The sequence below is a fragment of the Streptomyces sp. NBC_00057 genome (genome assembly GCF_045041165.1).
Lineage (GTDB): Bacteria > Actinomycetota > Actinomycetes > Streptomycetales > Streptomycetaceae > Streptomyces.
On the sequence record NZ_CP108256.1, the window covers coordinates 1957078 to 1976761 of the forward strand.

At 70.5% G+C, this 19684-nt stretch carries 21 protein-coding genes and 1 pseudogene; 10 read left to right on the top strand and 12 right to left on the bottom strand.

Translation table 11 applies throughout. The features are described 5' to 3' along the window. The first annotated feature begins 35 nt into the window (after positions 1–35). Positions 36–1073 (top strand): Gfo/Idh/MocA family oxidoreductase, encoded by a 1038-nt coding sequence (locus OG953_RS09285; RefSeq protein WP_405683405.1) that lies wholly within the window; start codon positions 36–38, stop codon positions 1071–1073. A gap of 41 nt (positions 1074–1114) precedes the next feature. Here the strand turns inward: OG953_RS09285 and OG953_RS09290 are convergent, their stop codons facing one another. The 3 genes and pseudogenes from OG953_RS09290 to OG953_RS09300 form a co-directional block, all read right to left on the bottom strand. After that, the gene (locus tag OG953_RS09290; RefSeq protein WP_405683406.1) at positions 1115–1534 is read right to left on the bottom strand and encodes a PaaI family thioesterase; all 420 of its coding nucleotides are present in this window, start codon (positions 1532–1534) and stop codon (positions 1115–1117) included. Positions 1535–1550: 16 nt separating this feature from the next. Beyond that, positions 1551–2741: a cytochrome P450 gene (locus OG953_RS09295; protein WP_405683407.1), complete on the bottom strand. Its 1191-nt coding sequence runs from the start codon at positions 2739–2741 to the stop codon at positions 1551–1553. 55 nt (positions 2742–2796) lie between these two features. Beyond that, positions 2797–3055: pseudogene (locus OG953_RS09300) on the bottom strand (response regulator transcription factor); the annotation flags it as partial. 300 nt (positions 3056–3355) lie between these two features. On the opposite strand from OG953_RS09300, the gene OG953_RS09305 reads away from it, so the two are divergent. Beyond that, positions 3356–3718: a helix-turn-helix transcriptional regulator gene (locus OG953_RS09305; RefSeq protein WP_405691741.1), complete on the top strand. Its 363-nt coding sequence runs from the start codon at positions 3356–3358 to the stop codon at positions 3716–3718. A gap of 150 nt (positions 3719–3868) precedes the next feature. Here the strand turns inward: OG953_RS09305 and OG953_RS09310 are convergent, their stop codons facing one another. Further along, positions 3869–4492, bottom strand: a complete 624-nt coding sequence (locus OG953_RS09310; protein WP_405683408.1) for a dihydrofolate reductase family protein — start codon at positions 4490–4492, stop codon at positions 3869–3871. Between the two features lie 177 nt (positions 4493–4669). Here OG953_RS09310 and OG953_RS09315 point away from each other — a divergent pair, with 177 nt between their 5' ends. Continuing rightward, complete coding sequence (locus OG953_RS09315; protein WP_405683409.1) at positions 4670–5500, top strand: aldo/keto reductase; 831 nt, start codon at positions 4670–4672, stop codon at positions 5498–5500. A 73-nt stretch (positions 5501–5573) separates the two neighbouring features. Here OG953_RS09315 and OG953_RS09320 read toward each other — a convergent pair whose 3' ends face one another. The 3 genes from OG953_RS09320 to allB form a co-directional block, all read right to left on the bottom strand. Further along, entirely contained in the window at positions 5574–5903 is a 330-nt protein-coding gene (locus OG953_RS09320; protein WP_405683410.1) for a putative quinol monooxygenase, read from the bottom strand. Positions 5904–6009: 106 nt separating this feature from the next. Beyond that, positions 6010–7125 (bottom strand): allantoicase, encoded by a 1116-nt coding sequence (gene alc / locus OG953_RS09325; protein WP_405683411.1) that lies wholly within the window; start codon positions 7123–7125, stop codon positions 6010–6012. Between the two features lie 2 nt (positions 7126–7127). Then, positions 7128–8471 carry an allantoinase AllB gene (gene allB / locus OG953_RS09330; protein ID WP_405683412.1) on the bottom strand — a complete coding sequence of 448 codons (1344 nt, stop codon included), beginning with the start codon at positions 8469–8471 and terminating at the stop codon, positions 7128–7130. Between the two features lie 342 nt (positions 8472–8813). Between allB and OG953_RS09335 the strand changes: the two genes are divergently transcribed. Then, complete coding sequence (locus OG953_RS09335; RefSeq protein ID WP_405683413.1) at positions 8814–9614, top strand: IclR family transcriptional regulator; 801 nt, start codon at positions 8814–8816, stop codon at positions 9612–9614. Positions 9615–9647: 33 nt separating this feature from the next. On the opposite strand, the gene OG953_RS09340 is transcribed toward OG953_RS09335, so the two are convergent. Beyond that, complete coding sequence (locus tag OG953_RS09340; protein WP_405683414.1) at positions 9648–10328, bottom strand: ABC transporter ATP-binding protein; 681 nt, start codon at positions 10326–10328, stop codon at positions 9648–9650. After that, entirely contained in the window at positions 10325–11419 is a 1095-nt protein-coding gene (locus OG953_RS09345; RefSeq protein ID WP_405683415.1) for an ABC transporter permease, read from the bottom strand. The genes OG953_RS09340 and OG953_RS09345 overlap by 4 nt, the downstream gene beginning before the upstream one ends. 110 nt (positions 11420–11529) lie before the next feature. Between OG953_RS09345 and OG953_RS09350 the strand changes: the two genes are divergently transcribed. Continuing rightward, positions 11530–12750, top strand: coding sequence for a sensor histidine kinase (locus OG953_RS09350; protein ID WP_405683416.1), 1221 nt, complete (start codon positions 11530–11532; stop codon positions 12748–12750). After that, a complete protein-coding gene (locus OG953_RS09355) occupies positions 12747–13379 on the top strand; it encodes a response regulator (protein WP_405683417.1) in 633 nt (210 codons plus the stop codon). The genes OG953_RS09350 and OG953_RS09355 overlap by 4 nt, the downstream gene beginning before the upstream one ends. A gap of 17 nt (positions 13380–13396) precedes the next feature. On the opposite strand, the gene OG953_RS09360 is transcribed toward OG953_RS09355, so the two are convergent. Then, positions 13397–13699, bottom strand: a complete 303-nt coding sequence (locus OG953_RS09360) for a DUF5955 family protein (protein ID WP_398255037.1) — start codon at positions 13697–13699, stop codon at positions 13397–13399. Positions 13700–13947: 248 nt separating this feature from the next. Between OG953_RS09360 and OG953_RS09365 the strand changes: the two genes are divergently transcribed. Genes OG953_RS09365 through aceB form a run of 3 tightly spaced genes read left to right on the top strand, consistent with a single transcriptional unit; the run spans position 13948 to position 16407 of the window. Next, on the top strand, positions 13948–14553 hold the full coding sequence (locus OG953_RS09365) for an NTP transferase domain-containing protein (RefSeq protein ID WP_405683418.1): 606 nt from the start codon (positions 13948–13950) through the stop codon (positions 14551–14553). Next, complete coding sequence (locus tag OG953_RS09370; protein ID WP_405683419.1) at positions 14546–14749, top strand: hypothetical protein; 204 nt, start codon at positions 14546–14548, stop codon at positions 14747–14749. Before OG953_RS09365 ends, OG953_RS09370 begins: the two co-directional genes overlap by 8 nt. Positions 14750–14787: 38 nt before the next feature. Continuing rightward, entirely contained in the window at positions 14788–16407 is a 1620-nt protein-coding gene (gene aceB, locus OG953_RS09375; RefSeq protein WP_405683420.1) for a malate synthase A, read from the top strand. 284 nt (positions 16408–16691) lie between these two features. Here aceB and OG953_RS09380 read toward each other — a convergent pair whose 3' ends face one another. Continuing rightward, positions 16692–17231 carry a CGNR zinc finger domain-containing protein gene (locus tag OG953_RS09380; protein ID WP_405683421.1) on the bottom strand — a complete coding sequence of 180 codons (540 nt, stop codon included), beginning with the start codon at positions 17229–17231 and terminating at the stop codon, positions 16692–16694. A 53-nt stretch (positions 17232–17284) separates the two neighbouring features. Between OG953_RS09380 and OG953_RS09385 the strand changes: the two genes are divergently transcribed. After that, positions 17285–18550: an MFS transporter gene (locus OG953_RS09385; protein WP_405683422.1), complete on the top strand. Its 1266-nt coding sequence runs from the start codon at positions 17285–17287 to the stop codon at positions 18548–18550. 96 nt (positions 18551–18646) lie between these two features. Here the strand turns inward: OG953_RS09385 and OG953_RS09390 are convergent, their stop codons facing one another. Continuing rightward, positions 18647–19633: a PIN-like domain-containing protein gene (locus OG953_RS09390; RefSeq protein ID WP_405683423.1), complete on the bottom strand. Its 987-nt coding sequence runs from the start codon at positions 19631–19633 to the stop codon at positions 18647–18649. Positions 19634–19684 lie beyond the last annotated feature (51 nt).

A 19684-nucleotide genomic window follows, 5' to 3' on the forward strand; every position in this document is an offset into this window, starting at 1 on the left:
TTGACAGAGCAGTCGGTGGGCGGCACGTTGGGTCCATGCGTATCGGACTCATCGGCACCGGCCGGATCGGTTCCTTCCACGCGGGCGTGCTGGCCCGCCATCCCGAGGTGGACGCCCTGGTGGTGACGGACACCGACCGGGCGCGGGCTGCCGAGGTCGCGGACCGCGTCGGCGCGACGGCCGCGGTCAGCACCGCCGAGATGTTCGGCGCGGGGGTGGACGCCGTGGTGATCGCCTCGGCCACTTCGGCGCACGCGGAACTGATCGGGCGGGCCGCACGGGCGGGACTGCCCGCGTTCTGCGAGAAACCGATCGCACTGGACCTGCCGGGGACACTGAGCGCGCTGTGCGAGGTCGACCGGGCGGGGAGCATCCTCCAACTGGGCTTCATGCGCAGGTTCGACGCGGGGTACAAAGCGGCGCGCGCCGCCGTGCGGGCAGGGGCGCTGGGCAGGCTGCACACCGTACGGGCGATGACCATGGACCCCGCACCGCCGCCCGCCGCGTATCTGCCGCTCTCCGGGGGGCTGTACCGGGACTGTCTGGTCCATGACTTCGACATGCTGCGGTGGGTGACGGGCCGCGAGGTGACCGAGGTGTACGCCACCGGATCGGATGCCGGGCCCGAGATGTTCCGGGCGGCCGACGACGTCGACACGGCGGCGGCCCTGCTGACCCTCGACGACGGCACCCTGGCCACGGCGACGGCCAGCCGCTGCAACGGCGCCGGTTATGACGTACGGATGGAACTGGCGGGCGAACTGGACCAGATCACGGTCGGCCTGGACGACCGAACGCCGGTCACCTCGGCGGAGCCGCAGGGCCCCGCCGCGCCGCTCAGCCCCTGGCCGGGCTTCCTGGAGCGGTTCGCCCCGGCGTACGAGGCGGAACTGGACGCGTTCGTACAGGTGGTGCGGGGCGAGCTGCCCAATCCGTGCGACGGGCGGGAAGCGTGGTACGCGCTGCTGATCGCGGAGGCGTGCGAGGTGTCCCGCCGGGAACGGCGCCCCGTGCAGATCGCGGAGATCGCCGACGGAGCAGCTGTCCGGTCCGGCGCTCGCGCCGCGGGATGAACTGCCGCTGACCGGCCGTCGCGGGCGCAGCCAGCGGCAGTTCAGGATGGTGTGGCGGACAGTACGGTCCCCTGGGCGACCGCGCAGAGCGTCTTCGCCCCGTCCTCCCCCGCGGCGAACAGTTCGCAGCGGACCACGGCCTGACGGCGGCCGGTGTGCACGACATCGGCGTGGGCGACGAGCGTGCGGCCGGTGGCGGGCCGTATGTACTGGATGGAGAAACCGCCGGTCAGCACGGCCGGGCCGAGGGTCGTCCCGGCGGCGAAGGTGATCGAGTTGTCGGCGGCGTAAGCCAGGACTCCGCCGTGCAGAAAGCCGTTCTGCTGCTGGAGTTCCTGACGGATGTCCACTTCGAGTGTGGCGGCGCCGTCCCCGAAGGCGGTGATCCGCGCCCCGACGAGCCCGCTGAACGGCTGGCTGTCGAGGACTTTCTGCGCCATCTGCAAATCAAGTCCGGTCATGACAGAGATTCTTACCTCACCAGCGGACGGGCAGCTCGCGGACCCCACGGATCAGCATCCCCGGGAGCCAGTCCGCCTTCCCGGTCTCCGCGTCCAGTGCGAGACCGGGGCACCGCTCCAGCAGCGTACGGATCGCGATCCGGCCCTCCATCCGGGCCAGCGGCGCACCCAGACAGAAGTGCAGACCGTGCCCGAAGGCCAGATGCCCCTGGGCGTCGCGGCGGATGTCGAAGCGGTCCGGTTCCGGGTAGCGGCCGGGGTCGCGGTCGGCGCCCGCCAGGGAGATCAGAACCGGCTCGCCCGCCGGAATGACCCTCCGCCCGATCTCGACCGGTTCGCGGGGGAAGCGGAACGTGGCGGTCTCCACCGGTCCGTCATAGCGCAGCATCTCCTCGACCGCGCCGTCGATCAGGCCGAAGTCCGCGCGAAGTGCGGCCAGTTGGTCCGGGTGGTGAAGCAATGCCCGTACCCCGTTGGAGATCAGGTTGACCGTGGTCTCATGGCCGGCGACGAGCAGCAGGAAGGCCATGCCCACGAGCTCGTCGGGCGACAGCCCGTCCCCCTCCTCGTCGCGTGTCCTGACCAGGGCGCTCATCAGGTCGTCACCCGGCGAGCACCGCTTGTCCTCGATGAGCTCGGCGAGGTACGGGCCCATGGCGGCCACCGCCTCGCGCTCCCGCTCCGGCGTGGCCGGGGTGACGACGTCGTTCGACAGTTTGCGGAAGGTGTTCCGGTCCAGGTCCGGCACACCGATCAGTTCGCAGATGACGGTCATCGGCAGCGGGAAGGCGAGCGCGTCCACGAGATCGGCGCGCCCGGCGGGCACCATCGCGTCGAGGAGCTCGTCGGTGATCTGCTGGACGCGCGGGCGCAGGGCCTCGACCCGGCGTGCGGTGAACTCCCGGGTGACGAGCTTGCGCAGCCGGGTGTGATGGGGTGCGTCCAGCTCCAGCATGTTGGCGAAGATCGGATCGTTCCCCTCGGGCCTGTCCACCAGCCCCTGCCACTCCTTGCCGAACCGCTGGTCGGCGAGGGCCGCGCGGCCCTCGCCGTACCCGACCACGAGCCAGATCCGCTCGAATTCGTCGGTACGGATGGTGTGCACGGGACCTGCGGCGCGCAGCTTCTCGTAGTACGGATAGGGATTCGCGGTGAAGTCCTTGACCCCGCGCAGATCGACATCGACGTGGCTACTGGCATCGGACATGGGATCGCCCCTCCCGGTCTGATCGGCTCGATCGCTCGCGATCGACCGGTTCAGCCTATGTCGCCGGGCCTGCGCCGTCGTCGTCCAGCAGGCCCGCGTCGTGCACCAACAGCGCGATCTGGACACGGTTGTTGAAATCGAATTTGGCCAGGATCCGGGACACCTGCGTCTTGGCAGTCGCCACGCCCAGGTAGAGGGTGGCGGCGATCTCGGCGTTGGAGCGGCCGCGTCCGACAGCCGGCGGCTCCGGCGCGGATGGCCCGCAGCACCTGTTCGTCGGCGTGGAACGTCGTCAGGACGACGATCTCCGGAGCCGGGACGGCCGGGTGGACCGCGCCGACCGGGCACGACGGCGGATCGCCACGCTCGCCGACCGGGAACGCGAGGTTGCGATCTTTGTCCTGAAGGACACCCCTCCGGCCCAGACCGTCGACTCGGTGCGGCGGGTGGCGGCCGTCCCATCCGTCGTCCCGTGCTTCGCCGTCGGTGTCAGCGGCGCGCCAGCTCCATGATCCAGTTATCGCACGCGGCTGACCGGGCTCAGCGCGGGCGAGGCGGAGGCCCTCTGGTACGTCGTCGCCGGGCCGGGACCGCGTACGTACCGGGTCGACCAGATCCTCCGGCTCACCGTCCTCGACGAGAAGTTCGCCCCTCCCGAGAACTTCGACCTTGCCGGGCACTGGGAACGCCATCAGGCGGACTTCCATGCCCGTCTCCATCAGGCGGAGGCACTGGTACGCATCGCACCGCACGCCACGTCACACCTCATGGGGGCGGCGGCCCGGGCACTGGCCGACAGCGCAACGCCGGATCCGGACGGCTGGATCCGCGCGGTGCTGCCCATCGAGTCGCTCGACCATGCCCACGGCGTGTTCCTGGCCCTGGGCGAGAATGTCGAGGTACTGGGCCCACCCGAGTTGAGGGCCGCGGTCGCCGCGACCGTACGCGCGCTGGCGATGCGCTACGCCTCCGGCTGAGGGGCAGAACGGCGGACGCCGCGCCGCACGGGACGGCGGCCCGGGCGCATCCGGCGCCACGGTTTCGCCGCCGCTGCACGGGGTGCGGGGGCGATCCGTCCCGGTGGGAGCCGGGTCCGCTCGGCGCGGACCCGATCGGCTCACTCGATCTCACTCGTCGAGGGCGAAGGATCCGAACTGTGCGCGGCCGGTGGGCCGGTAGGTGTAAATCGAGATGCCGTTGGGGGTCGTGCGTGCCTCGGCCTGTTCGAAGGCGGTCGGCAGTCCGCCGTCCGGGAAGAGCCGACGGCCCCGGCCGAGCACGACCGGGTAGACGAGGAGGTTGTACTCGTCGATCAGGTCATGCGCCATCAGGGACCGGGCGAGGGCGCCACTGCCGTGGATCTGGAGTTCGCCGCCATCCGTCCGCTCCTTGATCCGGACGACCTCCTCGACGACGTCGGTGGAGATGACGGTCGTGTTCTGCCAGTCCGCCTTCTCCAGGGTGGTCGAGACGACGTACTTGGGGTACCGGTTGAGGCGGCCGGCGACCGGGTCGTCGGGGTCGCTCACCTTGGGCCAGTGCGCGGCGAAGATGTCGTACGTACGGCGGCCCAGCAGAAACGCGGCGCACCGGTCGAACACCTCGGTCATGAACTGCCCCATGCCCTCGTCCGCGAACGGTACGAGCCAGCCGCCGTACTCGAACCCGCCGCTGGTGTCCTCGTCGGGGCCGCCCGGCGCCTGCATGACGCCGTCGAGCGAGAGAAATGTGGTGAGAGTCAGCTTCGCCATGGTCCTTCTCCTGGTCCGGAAATCGATCGCTTCCCCCTTCTGACCCCACTCTCGTCCGGAACTCATCGGTCCACCCGGCAGAAACCGTAGTGAGCCGGGCTCACCCGCACGGCCCATGCCTCGCGCCCCGGTCCGTCCTACCCTGGCCAGCAAGGTTTCCGAACGAAAAGGGAGATCATGACCGAGACCCCGGTTCACACCCTGAACGACGGCCGCGCCATTCCCGCCGTCGGGCTCGGCACCTGGCCGTTGGGCGACGACGCGGCGGAGAAGGCCGTCGCCGGAGCCCTGGGCCTCGGCTACCGGCTCGTCGACACCGCACTGAGCTACGGCAACGAGACCGGTACCGGCCGCGGGATCGCCCGCAGCGGCGTGCGGAGGGAGGACGTCTTCGTCACCACCAAGGTCCCGGGCCGGCATCACGGTTACGAGCCGACGCTGGCGTCGTTCGAGGAGTCGCGGCGCAAACTCGGGCTGGAGTACGTGGATCTGTATCTCATCCACTGGCCGTTGCCCCGGCTCGATCTGTACGTCGACACCTGGAAGGCGTTGATCCGGCTCCGTGAGGACGGTCTGGTGCGCTCGATCGGCGTCTCCAACTTCACCGCGGCCCAGATCGACCGGCTGGAGCAGGAGACGGGGGTGCTGCCGGCCGTCAACCAGATCGAGATGCACCCGCGCCTGCCGCAGGACGAACTGCGGTCCGCGCACGCCGCCAAAGGCATCGTCACGGAGAGCTGGAGCCCGCTCGGCCGCGGGCGCGATCTGCTGGCCGCCCCGGAGCTGGTCGCCGTCGCCGATGCGCATGGCGTGACGCCCGCTCAGGCCGTGCTGCGCTGGCACACCCAGCTCGGTGCCGTACCGATCCCCAAGTCGGCCGATCCGGGACGGCAGCGCGAGAACCTGGACCTGTTCGGGTTCGAGCTGACGGCGGACGAGCTGGCCCGCATCTCGGCCGGGCCGCGGCGGCGGTTCGGCGGGGATCCCGAGGTCCACGAGGAGTTCTGAGGGGCCCCTCGCGTCGGCGTGTGTCCGTGCCGCCGTGTCCGCGTCACTCGGTACGGACACACCGACGTGCGGATCACCGCGAGCGTGGGGTGAGCTCCGCCATCCGGGACCAACCCTCGCCCGGCACCTCGACGTTGATGATCTCCGGAGTCTGGGCGACGAGATCCGCCATCGTGTCCATCGCCGCGGCGAAGTGCTGCGACTTCACATGAGCCTCCCCGGCCTCGGGGGAGGCGAAAGCCTCCAGCAGGATGAACTGGTCCGGGTTCTCGACACTGTACGACCACTCGAAGAACACATTGCCGGGCTCCTTCCGGGTGGCAAGGGTGAAGTCCTCGACGGCCGGAAGCCAGTTGTCGCGGTCGGCGCTGTGGACGGTGAATTTGACGGCGATGAAGATCATGCCCCTAGGGTCCCATATGCCTTGGATACGGACCGATCGGGCACACACAGATGGAGCCGGACGGGCTGAATATCGGCCCGTCCGGCTCTCGGGTGGGCCAGAAACCCTAACCGTCGAGCTCGCGGTGGCGCGCGGCCAGTCGCGCGGCGCCCTCCTGTGTCGGTGAGCCGAACAGCCGCAGCCGGGAGATGCCGCCGTCGGGGAAGATGTCGATCCGGATGTGTGTGGCCCGCACCGCCTCCGGCAGGACGAAGCGGTGGTTCGTGTCGGGCTGCAGCCGGGTCCGGGGCAGCATCTCGGTCCACTCGCCGCTCTCCCCGTCGCATGCGGAAAGGCTTGCCCAGCCCGCCGAGTTGCCCTTCAGATACGCGGTGTCGATCTCGACGGCGCGGATCTCCGCCTGCTCGACGAGCCGGTAGCGGATCCAGTCGTTGCCCTTGTCGCGTCGGCGGCGGGTCTCCCAGCCGTCGTCCATCTTGCGGGACCTGCCCGGCTGGATGGTGTTGGTGGCCGGGGAGTAGAAGCGGTCGGAGGCGTCCTCGACCGTGCCGCCGTTCTCCAGGGCGACCAGATCAAAGGTGCCGAGGGCGGCCAGCCAGGCGGGGTCGGGGGCGACCTCGCCGTACACCCGGAGTCGGGCGATCCCGCCGTCGGGGTGCTGATTGACCCGCAGATGGGTGACACGCTGATCGGCCGCGACGACGAAGCCATTGGCCGCGTGCCCGCCAACGGCTGTTCGCGGTACGAGCGTTGTCCACTTCACGCCGGGCGCGAGAAGTTCCCCGGGCGACGGGGAGCCGGGGACGCAGGCCGCCTCGACGGAGACGGCCTGCGGGTAGTTGCCGCGGAAGTGGGCGGTGTCGACGATGATGCCGCGTACGACTCCGGGCGCGCCGAGCCGTACGAGCGCCCAGTCGTGGTCCTCGTCCGTGGGGTGCGGCCGGTCGGCGCTCGCGCCGCGTCGGCGGCGGGTCTCCCAGCCGTCCATGATCTTGCCCTTGTGACCGAAGCGCTCGGGATCGAACTCGGCGGGCTCCGGCTTCAGCAGATTCTCGCGCTCGGCGAAGAACTCGTCGTTGGCGGCGATCACTCCCGCGCCGAGCCGCCGGTCGGCTAGATCGACGAGGTCGGTGAAGGGGAAGTCGGCGGTGCGGTAGTCGGCGTACGGATCGCCACCGCCGTACGGATTCGCATCGCCGGTGAAGCGGGCTGTCGCCGTCATGGTCAGTGGTTCCTTTCGAGGAGGCGTCCGGTGGGTTCGGCGACGGTGCCGTCCGCCACGATCCTTACGCCGCGCAGCCAGGTCGATCTCACGACGCCGTGCAGGGTCCTGCCGGCGTAGGCGGTGACCTGGTTGCGGTGGAAGAGTTCGGCGGGGTCGACGGTGAAGGTCTCGTCCGGGGCGAGGACCGCGAAGTCGGCGTCGCGGCCGGCCTCGATGGCACCCTTCCGGGTGAGCCCGGCCAGCTCCGCGGGGGCGGCCGACATCCAGCGGACGACGTCGTCGAGCGAGTGGCCGCGCTTGCGGGCCTCGGTCCAGATGGCGGGGAGCCCCAGTTGGAGAGAGGAGATGCCGCCCCAGGCGGAGGCGAAGTCCGGTGTCTTGAGGTCGGTGGTGCACGGCGAGTGGTCGGAGACGATGCAGTCGATCGTCCCGTCGGCCAGCCCGTCCCACAGCGCGTCCTGGTTGGCGGCCTCCCGGATCGGCGGGCAGCACTTGAACTCCGTCGCGCCGTCCGGGACTTCCTCGGCGGCGAGGGTGAGGAAGTGCGGACAGGACTCGACAGTGATCCGTACGCCCTCGCGCTTGGCGGCGGCGATCATCGGAAGCGCGTCGCTGGAGGAGAGGTGCAGCACGTGAACCCGGGCGTTCAGCCGCCTGGCGTGCGCGATGAGCCCCTCGATCGCGGTGTTCTCGGCGTCACGGGGCCGGGAGGCGAGGAAGTCGGCATACGCGGGCCCACTGCGCTGCGGTGCGGAGGCCAGATGGCGCGGGTCCTCGGCGTGCACGATCAGCAGCCCGCCGAAGCCGGCGATCTCGGCCATGGACCTGGCCAGCTGCTCCTGGTCGAGCTCCGGGAACTCGTCGACGCCGGAGGGCGAAAGGAAGCACTTGAAGCCGAACACCCCGGCCTCGTACAGCGGGCGAAGGTCCTTGACGTTGGACGGGATCGCTCCGCCCCAGAATCCGGTGTCGATGTGCGCCTTGGAGGCGGCCACCTGCTGCTTGGTGCGCAGATGGCCGACGGTCGTGGTCGGCGGGAGGGAGTTGAGCGGCATGTCGAGCAGGGTGGTGACACCGCCCGCCGCCGCGGCGCGGGTGGCGGTGCGGAAGCCTTCCCACTCGGTGCGGCCGGGGTCGTTCACATGGACATGGGTGTCGACGAGTCCGGGCAACACGACGTCGCCACCGAAGTCCTCCGACCGGGCACCGGCCGGCACCTCGGTGTCGTACGGCAGGACGGCGTCGATTCTCCCGCCGGCGACGGCGACCGCTGCGGGACGCGTCCCGTCCGGGGTGACGACACACGTCGAGCGCAGTACCAGATTCACGTCCGCACCGGACACCCGTGCTCCTCACTTCGGACTTTCGACCACTGGCAAATTCAACGAACTGTTGAAGGAGTCTTCACTCGGGATTCGGGCCCGTCAAGACCCCACTTTCCCCCGCCGGACGGCCGGCGGGCCACCCGCACCCATGACTGGATATTTCCACAAAGCAAAAGACCGATTTCGGAACGCGGAACGTAACATGTGACCAGTGCGGCGCCGCAGAACTGCCCCGCCGACTGCAGACACCGGGACAAACAGGCTCTGACCGGCCAGGACGCCGCACCGGGAGCAGTGGGCCGATCGGGAACCGCCCGGTAGGCTGCTGCCTTGCTCTTCCGCCTCGAAAGGACCGTTGACGTGCCGCCGTCCCACGCCAGCACATCCGACTCCAAGCCCGCCGCTTCCAGCGGTGGTGTGCAGTCCCTCGAGCGCGCCTTCGATCTGCTGGAGCGGATGGCGGACGCGGGGGGCGAGGTCGGGCTGAGTGAACTCTCCGCGAGCAGCGGACTCCCGCTGCCGACCATTCACCGACTGATGCGCACGCTGGTGATCTGCGGATATGTGCGCCAGCAGCCGAACCGGCGCTATGCGCTCGGCCCGCGTCTGATCCGGCTCGGCGAGTCCGCGTCCCGGCTGCTCGGCACCTGGGCCCGCCCGTATCTCGCGCGTCTGGTCGAGGAGACCGGCGAGACCGCGAACATGGCCCTGCTCGACGGCGACGAGATCGTGTACGTGGCGCAGGTGCCGTCCAAGCACTCGATGCGCATGTTCACCGAGGTGGGCCGCCGGGTGCTCCCCCACTCCACGGGGGTCGGCAAGGCGCTGCTGGCGCATACGCCTCCGGAGGAGGTACGGGCACTGCTCGCCCGTACCGGAATGCCGGCCGCCACCGAGAAGACGATCACTACTCCCGACAGCTTCCTCGACGCGCTGGAGCAGGTCCGCAGAGTCGGCTACGCGGTCGACGACAACGAGCAGGAGATCGGGGTGCGCTGTCTGGCGGTCTCCGTACCCGACTCCCCCACCTCGGCCGCGATTTCGATCTCGGGTCCGGCGGGCCGGGTGACGGAGGCGGCGACGGAGCGGATCGTGCCGATTCTGCAGCAGGCCGCGAAGGACCTCTCCGCCGCGCTGGCCAGCAGCGGTTCCACCGGCTGAGATGTCATGGGGGCCGGACTCCCCCATGACGCCTCAGATACGTACGGCCGCCGTCAGACGTCCGTCGTCCATCGTGACGGTGCGGTCCACCCGGTCCAGATGGGCCCGGTCGTGCGTGACCATCACGGTCGCCGTCGACCGCTCCGTCGTCAGCGTGACCAGCAGGTCGAGCACTGCCGCACCCCGCTCGTGGTCGAGTGCGCTGGTCGGTTCGTCGACGAGCAGGACCGCCGGGTCGTTCATCAGGGCTCGCGCGATGTTGATCCGCTGACGCTGTCCGCCCGACAGCTGATGGGGCCTGCGGTCGGCCTTGTCAGCGAGGCCGACCGCGTCCAGCAGCTCCAGCGCCCGGCCGCGGGCTCCGCGTACGGCGCCACCCGACAGATGGGTCATCACCTGGAGCTGTTCGGCCGCGGTGAGGGACGGCAGCAGGTTGGGCTGCTGGAAGACGATGCCGATGCGTTCGCGGCGCAGCGCCGCCTTTTCCGCACGGCCGAGGCCCACGGTGTCCGTACCGGCGACGACGACCCGTCCCTCGTCCGGGGTGACCAGAGTCGCGGCCACCGCCAGAAGGCTGGACTTGCCGGAGCCGGACGGTCCGACGACCGCGGTGAGCGAACCGGCGGGTACATCCAGCGAGACGCGGTCCAGGGCGGTGAGCCGGCCGTCGCCGTCGGGGTAGGTGAGGGTGACATCGGCGAGGGTGAGGGTCATCGGGCACTCCCGAGTGCAGTGAGCGGGTCGACGGCGGTGATACGCCGGATGGACAGGGCCGCCCCGGCGGCACCGAGGACGATCATCACGGCCGCCGGGACCAGGACGGTCGCCGCGTCGAGGACGAACGGCACGGCCCCACCGCTGACCAGCGCACCGATGCCCGAGGCGAGCACGGTGCCCACCCCCGTACCGATGGCGAGCATCACCACGGCCTGCCCGAGCGCGTCGCGCAGCAGATACGAGGTGGAGGCGCCGAGCGCCTTGAGGACGGCGACATCACCGCTGCGCTGGATCGTCCAGACGGTGAAGAAGGCGCCGATGACCAGGGCGGAGATGGCGAAGAGGAAGCCGCGCATCATCTGGAGCGAGCCGTTCTCGGCCTGGTAGGAGCCGATCGCGGTGAGCGACTCCTCGCGGGAGAGCGTGCTGGTGCCCGCCGCCTTGTCGCCTGCGGCGAGGTCGGCGCCGGCGGTGGTGGTCAGGGCGATCACCGTGGCGTGCTGCGCCCGGCCGTCGCCGTCCGCCCCGAATCGCTGCCAGTCGTCGAGCGAGGTCCACACGACCGGCGTATGGCTGTACGAGGCATCTCCCGCGACCGCCGTGACGGTCACCTCGGTGCCGCCCAGCCGCAGCCGGTCTCCGGCCGCGGCGCCCAGGTCGTCGGCGGCCTGTTCGGACAGCACCACCTTCCCCGTGCCGACCCGCGCACCGCCGATGGGTGCCAGGCCCCCGTCCGGCTCGACGCCGAACGCCGAGACGGCGGCCGTGTGCTCCCCCTCGACGGCTGCGGCGTTGAGGGTACGGATACCGAGTGGCTCCGCGTCACTCACACCGGGCTGCTCGGCCCAGCTCCGCCGGGCGCTCTCCCCGACGGTCGAATTGGTGAAGGACACCGACTGCCCGTCGGGCGGGGCGGCGAACGCGAGGTGGTCGGCGTTGAGCCCTGTGACGGCCGAGGTGTTCTCCCGGGCCAGACCGGCCGTGAGACCGGACAGCAGGCCCACGAGCAGCGTGATCAGCACCACGACCGTGCCCATGAGCGCGAACCGCCCCTTGGCGAACCTGAGATCTCTCCATGCGACGAACATGCTCCCAGTCTCGGCTCGCCGGCCTCCGAAGACATCGCTCGGCGGTGGGGCCTGACATCAACCTTTCGATTGACCGGGCCGGGGCACCGTCCGTCTACGCTGGACGAATCATGGATTCTCGTGCCCACCCTCCGGTCGCCGCCGCGCTGCGGCTGTGCCTGCACGCGCTGCTCGTGGGGCTGCTCGCGCTCGCGGCGGTACAAGCCGTACGTGACGGCGCCCCGCACACCGCCGCCGTCATCGTGGTCACCTGTGTGATGGCCGCCGTGTACGCGGCGGGCGCGCTCATCCCGGCCGTACAGCCGCACAGCCGAGCGGCCGCCCCGTGGCTGGCGCTGCTGGGCGCCGTCTGGCTGGTGCTGCTCGCTCTGTCGCCCGACGCCCTGTGGGTGGCGTTCCCGCTCTACTTCCTGCAGCTGCATCTGCTGCCGACGCGCTGGGCCCTGCCGGCCGTCGCGGTCACCGCTGCCGCCGCCATCGCCGGCTTCGTGCTGCACGGCCAGGCCATCACGCCCGGCACCTTCATCGGTCCGGTGCTCGGCGCGGCGGTCGCGGTCGCGACGGTTCTCGGGTACGACGCGCTGTTCCGGGAGAACGAACGGCGCCGCGAGCTCATCGAGGAGCTGATGTCGACCCGGGCGGAGCTGGCCGAGGCGGAACGCACTGCGGGCACGCTCGCCGAACGTGAGCGGCTGGCCCGCGAGATCCACGACACCCTGGCGCAGGGCCTGTCCAGCATCCAACTGCTGCTGCGCGCCGCCGAGCGCACCCTGTCCGCCGATGCCCCCGCCACCACGCACGTACGCCGGGCCCGCGAGGCCGCACAGGACAACCTCGCCGAGGCCCGCCGCTTCGTACGCGCCCTGTCGCCGCCCGACCTGGAGAACGGCTCCCTGGCGGCCGCACTGGAACGCCTCTCGTCCCGCACCACGGGCCCCGGCCTCACGGTGCAGTTCGCGGTCAGCGGCTCACCGGTGGAGCTGCCCACCCCGTACGAGGTGGCGCTGTTGCGTACGGCCCAGTCGGCGCTGGCCAACACGGTGCAGCACTCCGGGGCGCGGCGTGCGGAGATCACTCTCAGCTTCATGGACACCTCGGTGTCGCTGGACGTCGTCGACGACGGCCGCGGTTTCGCACCGGGGGACGGAGGGCCGGTCGCGGCGGACACCGGCACCGGTGGCTTCGGGCTGCCCGCGATGCGTTCCCGGGCCCGTTCGCTGGGTGGCACGCTCAGTGTCGAGTCGGCGCCCGGTCAGGGCACGGCGGTCGCCCTCACCCTTCCGCTTCCCGTTCCGCTCCCCGACGGCCGGCCAGGACAGGACGCCGCATGACCACTCCCATCAGGCTGCTGCTCGCCGACGACCACCCGGTGGTACGGGCGGGGCTGCGGGCCGTGCTCGACGCCGAACCCGACTTCTGCGTGGTCGCCGAGGCGGCCACCGCCGAGCGGGCCGTCGCGCTCGCCGCGACCGGCGAGTTCGATGTCGTCCTCATGGACCTGCAGTTCGGTGCGGGCATGCACGGCTCACAGGCCACCGCGGCCATCACGGCGGCAGCGGGCGCGCCCCACGTCCTGATTCTCACCACGTACGACTCGGACGCCGACATCCTGGCCGCGGTCGAGGCGGGCGCCGCCGGCTATCTGCTGAAGGACGCCCCGCCGGAGGAACTGGCGGCAGCGGTACGCACGGCGGCGGCCGGCCGGTCGGCACTCGCTCCGGCCGTCGCCCACCGTCTGATGGACCGCATGCGGACCCCGGCACAGGCCCTGACCAAGCGCGAACTGGAAGTGCTGCAGCTGGTCGGCGAGGGCCTGTCGAACCTGCAGATCAGCAAGCAGCTCTTCCTCAGCCAAGCGACGGTGAAGTCCCATCTGGTGCACATCTACGCCAAGCTGGGCGTGGACTCCCGCACCTCGGCGGTCGCGGCGGCGACGGCCCGTCGGCTGATCCGCCGCTGATTCCCGGCCGCCGTACGTCAGCGACGCGGCGGCTCGCCGAAGAGATCCACGGCGACCCGTACGTCCCTGAGTGCGGAGGCCAGTGCGCTGACCGAGCCGATCGCCCCCGCGATCAGCAGCAGCGAACGGCGCAGGCGCGGAATCTCGGGTGCGCCGCTGACGGCCATCGCATCCAGCGCGGCCAGTTCGTCCTCGGCGATCCCCCGGTCCGGGAACTCCGCGGGATGCCCCGCCAGCTCTCGGCGGAGTCGGGAGACGGCCGTACGCAGCTCCGTCACCCTCGGATCCTCACCACTGCCGGTCACCCGTGTCTGCCCCACGCTTCGCAACAAAGCACTCCCCCTTGCACATCCTTGCGCCAGTGTTTCGACCGGGTCCCGGACCGCGGTCAAGTGTCCGGGGATGCGGGCAAGTTAACGCCATGACAGGTATCGAGCGCCACTCCGCAGGCCGAATTCAGGGTGTCCCGTAAGGGTGACGCACGTGTGGCTCCAGGGGCGGCGCCGCCCGTCCGTACCCTCCTGGAGCCGCTTGCGCGAGGAGGGCACATCTGAGGTATCCAGTCCGCATGACTCGGACAACACAGACCCCGGTGGTCGCCGGGCTGCTGCTCGCCGCGGGCGGCGGACGGCGACTCGGCGGACAGCCCAAGGCACTGCTCGAACACCGCGGCCGGCCGCTGGTGGAGCACGCAGTACGCGTGCTGCGGGAGGGCGGCTGCGACCGCGTCCATGTGGTCCTGGGCGCCGCGGCGGAAGAGGTACGAGCACGCGCCGACCTCGCCGGCTGCACGGTGACCGTCAACCCCGAGTGGACCGAGGGCATGGGCTCGTCGCTGCGGGCGGGGCTCGGGACGCTCCCCGGTACGGGAGCGGACGCGGCGCTCGTCCTCCTGGTCGACCAGCCGGGCATCGGCGCGGACGCGGTGGCACGGGTGCGATCGGCGTACCGCTCCCGGACGAGTCTCGTGGCCGCCTCGTACGACGGTGAACGCGGCCATCCGGTGCTGTTCGGGGCCGACCGGTGGGCGGACATCGCGGCGGGAGCGGTGGGCGACCGGGGCGCTCGGGCGTATCTGCGGGCGCACCGCGATGCGATCACGCTCGTCGAGTGTTCCGATGTGGCTCAGGCGTACGACATCGACACGGTGGAGGACCTCAAGCACCTTGAATGAACCTACTGGCACCCGGCGCCAGGACTTCCCCACTTCCGTCGACCCGGAGAATCTCGACATCAACAAACCATTGAACTTCCACCATGAGGAAACTACTATCCACTGGTCAGAAGCCCTCTGCACCCCGGACGGCGCCCACGGCCGTATCCCGGACCCCTGGCACGCCGTGCCGTTTCAGGCGACCCGGCGGCCGTGAGAAGCCGCCGGCACCGCCCGCTGAAGGAGTGACAGCTCATGTCCGCACCAGCGCCGTCCCCGCTGGCCATCGTCGATGCCGAGCCCCTGCCCCGGCAGGATGAGGTCCTTGACCATGCGGCCCTCGCGTTCGTGGCCGAGCTGCACCGGCGATTCACGCCCCGCCGTGACGAACTGCTCGCCCGCCGGGGCGAGCGCCGCGCCGAGATCGCCCGTACCTCCACGCTGGACTTCCTGCCCGAGACGGCGGCGATCCGCGCGGACGACTCCTGGAAGGTCGCGCCGGCCCCGGCCGCGCTGAACGACCGCCGGGTGGAGATCACCGGTCCGACCGACCGCAAGATGACCATCAACGCCCTGAACTCCGGTGCCAAGGTCTGGCTCGCCGACTTCGAGGACGCGTCCGCCCCCACATGGGAGAACGTCATCCTCGGCCAGCTCAATCTGATCGACGCCTACGAGCGCCGCATCGACTTCACGGACCCGAAGTCCGGCAAGTCGTACGCCCTGGGGCCTGCCGACAAGCTCGCCACGGTCGTCACCCGTCCCCGCGGCTGGCATCTGAACGAGCGTCACCTCCAGCTCGACGGCACCCCGGTGCCAGGTGCGCTGGTCGACTTCGGCCTCTACTTCTTCCACAACGCCCAGCGCCTCATCGACCTCGGCAAGGGCCCGTACTTCTACCTCCCGAAGACGGAGTCGCACCTGGAGGCCCGTCTCTGGAACGACATCTTCGTCTTCGCCCAGGACTACGTCGGCATCCCGCAGGGCACGGTCCGCGCGACCGTCCTCATCGAGACGATCACTGCCGCGTACGAGATGGAGGAGATCCTGTACGAGCTCCGCGACCACGCCTCCGGGCTGAACGCGGGCCGTTGGGACTATCTCTTCTCCATCGTCAAGAACTTCCGTGACGGCGGCGCCAAGTTCGTCCTCCCGGACCGCAACGCGGTGACGATGACCGCCCCGTTCATGCGCGCGTACACCGAACTCCTCGTCCGCACCTGCCACAAGCGCGGCGCGCACGCCATCGGCGGCATGGCGGCCTTCATCCCCTCCCGCCGCGACGCCGAGGTCAACAAGGTCGCCTTCGAGAAGGTCAAGGCCGACAAGGACCGCGAGGCCCACGACGGCTTCGACGGCTCCTGGGTCGCCCACCCGGACCTGGTCCCGATCGCCATGGCCTCCTTCGACGCGGTCCTCGGCGAGAAGCCGAACCAGAAGGACCGCCTGCGCGAGGACGTCTCGGTGGCCGCGGGCGACCTGACCGCCATCGACACCCTGGACGCCAAGCCCACGTACGACGGCCTGCGCAACGCCGTCGCGGTCGGCATCCGCTACATCGAGGCCTGGCTGCGCGGCCTGGGCGCCGTCGCCATCTTCAACCTCATGGAGGACGCGGCCACCGCGGAGATCTCCCGCTCGCAGATCTGGCAGTGGATCAGCGCGGACGTGGTCTTCGAGAACGGCGAACACGCCACGGCGGACCTGGCCCGCAAGGTCGCGGCTGAGGAACTCGCCGCGATCCGCGAGGAGATCGGCGAGGAGGCGTTCGCCTCCGGCAAGTGGCAGCAGGCCCACGACCTGCTCCTGCAGGTGTCGCTGGACCAGGACTACGCGGACTTCCTGACGCTGCCGGCGTACGAGCAGTTGGGGTGAGCCGGGCGGGGGCGCCGTACCCCCGCCCGCCCGCGTGTCACCGTGCCGGGGTACGGCACCTCCGGCGTGCGGGCAGGTCGGCGGCGACCATGTGACCGAAGCACGCCACGGCCCGCACCAGCAGGACGTGCAAACAGCGTGGCGTTGACGCGGTGCCCCGCCCAGGTCCGCCAGCGTGAGTGGGCGCCGCTCCCCGCAGCCGAGTTGAACTGGGACGGGCTCGGACGCGTACAACAACGACACCAGGGCCTCCCGGCATTGCTCCGCAGCACGCCCAGAGCGGGTTATGTCGCCTCGGCGGCCTTGCGGGAACGCATCCGTTTCACCTTGGCGATGCTGCCGCAGGCGCGGCCGCTGTCCCCGGCGTACATGCTGCACCAGGTACGCGAGTTGTTGCGCGACTGGTCGTAGAAGATCCACCGGCAGTCCGGGCATGCACGCAGCCGACGCCAGCGCCCCTCATTCACCAACTCGGCAGCCACCCTCAGCACCTCACCGTGCGGTGTGGCTGCACCGCGGAAGACGAGTTCTCCGTTCTCGATGCGAGCCGTCTGCGGACATCGCTCCAGCCACGCGTCGAGCCGCGCCGAGCCGTGTTCCTCCACATCGGCCCGCAGATCGTCGCGCAATCGCAGCAGTTCCGCCGTGACATCCGCGCCACGGGGCACCGGCACCCTGGCGAACGTGTGCCGCCAGGCCGCCGCGTCCGCCGCGAGGTCCGGCAGGGTCTCGGTCGGCACCCGGGTGTCGTTCGGGATCAGCCAACTGTTCAGGAAGCCGCGCAGCTCCTCCACAGCAGGAATCGTCATCGTCGCCGTTGCCATGCAATCAGGGTAGGTGGTAAACGCGACCTGCAGCGCGTTTACCACCTATCACTATGACTGGTAACACCTTGGGTGCGGAAATCCCTCGGAGCACCTTCCGCAGCGTCCTGTCCCTGCCCGGCCACCCGACCTGGTACATAGCCGCGGCCCTGGTCCGCGCGCCTGTCGTCATGGCGCCCCTCGCGCTGGTACTCCTTGGCCACTCGGCTCAGTCCTTCAGCGTCGGCGGCATGCTCGCCGCCATCCACGCGCTCGGCGAGGCCGCAGGTGCTCCCGTCATGGGCCGCCGCTTCGACCACCGGCCGTTCGTCGGCCAGCTCAGGCTGGCCCTCGGCGCCGAGGCCCTCGCCTTCACCGCCCTCGCCCTCAGCGCCGGCCACGCCCCCGTCCCCGTCATGCTGGCCTTGGCTTTCGTGGCCGGCGCCGCTGCCGCGGGAGCCCCCGGCGGCATGCGGGCCCAGCTGTCGGCGACCACCCCGGAGCACCTGCGTCCCACCGCGCTGAGCCTGGAAAGCTCTCTCAGCCAGGCCGTCTGGGCCTTCGCGCCCCCGTTGGCGTCCCTGCTGTACGTTCAGTTCTCGGCATCGGGCGCACTCATCGCCATGGCCGTCGCCTCTGCCGCTCCGCTGCTCTTCGCACACCGGATCCCGCACGCCACCTCACACCCCGAGACGCCCGGAGAAATCGGGGACGAGCGGCTGCGTACAACGGCGATTCTCCGACTCGTCTGGCCCACCGCGCTGCTCTCAGCGGCGATCATGTTCCTTATCGGCACCGTCGATGTCGCCCTCCCGGCCCGTCTGGAGGACGTCGGTTCCTCCCCCGCGCTGGCAGGTCTTGCCATGACCGCCTTCGCCGTCGCCAGCGTGATCTCCGGACTCCTGTACGGCAGCCGCCGCTGGCCGGGCTCACCCCTGAGCCAAAGCCTCGTCCTGCTCCCCGTCCTCGCCGCCGCCTTCACTCTCCCCGGTCTGACCACGCAACCCTGGAGCTTTGCCGCCGCCTTCGCGGTCGGCGGACTCCTCTACAGCCCGCTGATGGTCATCCGCAACCTCGCCCTCCAGCAACGCCTTCCCCAGCACGCCTGGGCAACCGGTTTCTCCGTCTTGTACGCCGCAGCCGGAGTGGGCTACGGAGCCGCCGGCCTCATGGCCGCCGCCCTGCTCGACATCGCCGGATCCGCAACCGCCTTCGTCGCGTGCGCACTGACCACCATCGTCATCGGCGCTCTGTCGCTCCTGGGTGAGCGCGCACACACCCACACCACACACCTCAACAGTCCGCGTCAGCAGGCAGCAGTCCGGGCTCGGGGCGCGTAAGGATTGACACACCCGCACCTGGCAGTCGATCTGCCTCATCGACACCCCATGGACGACCCGGAGCGACAGGTGCGCCTCAGCTTCCTCGGCTGACCGTTACCAGTTGCCGTAGTCCTCCACGTACGTGGCGATCAGCGCGAGCAGTGCGTCGGCCCGGTGCCGGTCCTCGCGCTGGGTCCGCAGGGCCTCGTCGGCGGCCCGGAGCCGGGCCAAGGCGGCCGGTTCGCCGTCCACCACGTCTTCGATCCCCGGCATGGTGATGAGGTCCAGGCATTCGGTGAGCAGGCGACGGGTGGCAGGGGAAGGCGGGTTGGGGTCGGGGTCGGCGTAGCCGGTGGTCAGGTAGCGCGCGGGGTCGGTGAGGCTCCAACCGACGACGGTGCCGTGCTGGACCAGGAGCGCCACGTCCGGGGCGATGCCGATGCGGGCCTCCAGCGGTTCGTCGAGGACGTCAAGGTCACGCAGACAGGTCAGCACGGCGTCCCCGGGGGCGCGACACAGCACGGTGCACATCTTCTGCCGGAAGCCCCGGATCTCGTCCGCGCGCAGCCCGCCCGGGCGTACCGCGGGCGTGAGGGCAAGGCGGGCGGAATCCTCGGCCGAGGCGGCCTCTTCCGGCATCCGGAACTCGGCGCTGACCAGCTCCCGGCTCGCCCGGTCGAACCCGAGCGTGTCCGGGGCGTCCCACAGCCACTCCTGGCTGCCGAACGTGTCCACGAGGAAGCGCTCACGTTCCACCACGTCCGCGTACTCCGCAACGCGCACAGAGGCGCTTGTGAGACGGGGGGTGATGTGCAGCGGTTTGTCCGTCACACCGATGAGCAGCACATCGCAGGTGCGTCGCCGGGCTTCCTTCAGCAGTTGCAGCGACAGCAGGTAGTCACCGGCGGCCCGCTCGGCATGCTTTGTCTTGAAGTGATCGTATCCGGGTGAGATTTCCTCGTCGGCCCGTTTCTGAGCGGCCCGGACACCCTTGTCGTACTCGTCCGTCGGCAGGGGCTCGCCGATGCGGCGTTCAGTCGGAACGTCAACTGCGGATGCCAGGCTGTCTCCGGGAAAGCCACTACGAAGGCGCCCGGCCACCCACGCCCGGCGACGGCCAGGACGGTGGAGACGGCCGGGACGGCGGAGCCG

Excerpts from the sequence above, each read along its gene's own strand:
- OG953_RS09285 (WP_405683405.1), top strand. The coding sequence starts at position 36 with ATGCGTATCGGACTCATCGGCACCGGCCGGATCGGTTCCTTCCACGCG.
- OG953_RS09290 (WP_405683406.1), bottom strand. The coding sequence starts at position 1,534 with ATGACCGGACTTGATTTGCAGATGGCGCAGAAAGTCCTCGACAGCCAG.
- OG953_RS09295 (WP_405683407.1), bottom strand. The coding sequence starts at position 2,741 with ATGTCCGATGCCAGTAGCCACGTCGATGTCGATCTGCGCGGGGTCAAG.
- OG953_RS09310 (WP_405683408.1), bottom strand. The coding sequence starts at position 4,492 with ATGGCGAAGCTGACTCTCACCACATTTCTCTCGCTCGACGGCGTCATG.
- OG953_RS09315 (WP_405683409.1), top strand. The coding sequence starts at position 4,670 with ATGACCGAGACCCCGGTTCACACCCTGAACGACGGCCGCGCCATTCCC.
- OG953_RS09320 (WP_405683410.1), bottom strand. The coding sequence starts at position 5,903 with ATGATCTTCATCGCCGTCAAATTCACCGTCCACAGCGCCGACCGCGAC.
- alc (WP_405683411.1), bottom strand. The coding sequence starts at position 7,125 with ATGACGGCGACAGCCCGCTTCACCGGCGATGCGAATCCGTACGGCGGT.
- OG953_RS09340 (WP_405683414.1), bottom strand. The coding sequence starts at position 10,328 with ATGACCCTCACCCTCGCCGATGTCACCCTCACCTACCCCGACGGCGAC.
- OG953_RS09345 (WP_405683415.1), bottom strand. The coding sequence starts at position 11,419 with ATGTTCGTCGCATGGAGAGATCTCAGGTTCGCCAAGGGGCGGTTCGCG.
- OG953_RS09350 (WP_405683416.1), top strand. The coding sequence starts at position 11,530 with ATGGATTCTCGTGCCCACCCTCCGGTCGCCGCCGCGCTGCGGCTGTGC.
- OG953_RS09355 (WP_405683417.1), top strand. The coding sequence starts at position 12,747 with ATGACCACTCCCATCAGGCTGCTGCTCGCCGACGACCACCCGGTGGTA.
- OG953_RS09365 (WP_405683418.1), top strand. The coding sequence starts at position 13,948 with ATGACTCGGACAACACAGACCCCGGTGGTCGCCGGGCTGCTGCTCGCC.
- aceB (WP_405683420.1), top strand. The coding sequence starts at position 14,788 with ATGTCCGCACCAGCGCCGTCCCCGCTGGCCATCGTCGATGCCGAGCCC.
- OG953_RS09380 (WP_405683421.1), bottom strand. The coding sequence starts at position 17,231 with ATGGCAACGGCGACGATGACGATTCCTGCTGTGGAGGAGCTGCGCGGC.
- OG953_RS09385 (WP_405683422.1), top strand. The coding sequence starts at position 17,285 with ATGACTGGTAACACCTTGGGTGCGGAAATCCCTCGGAGCACCTTCCGC.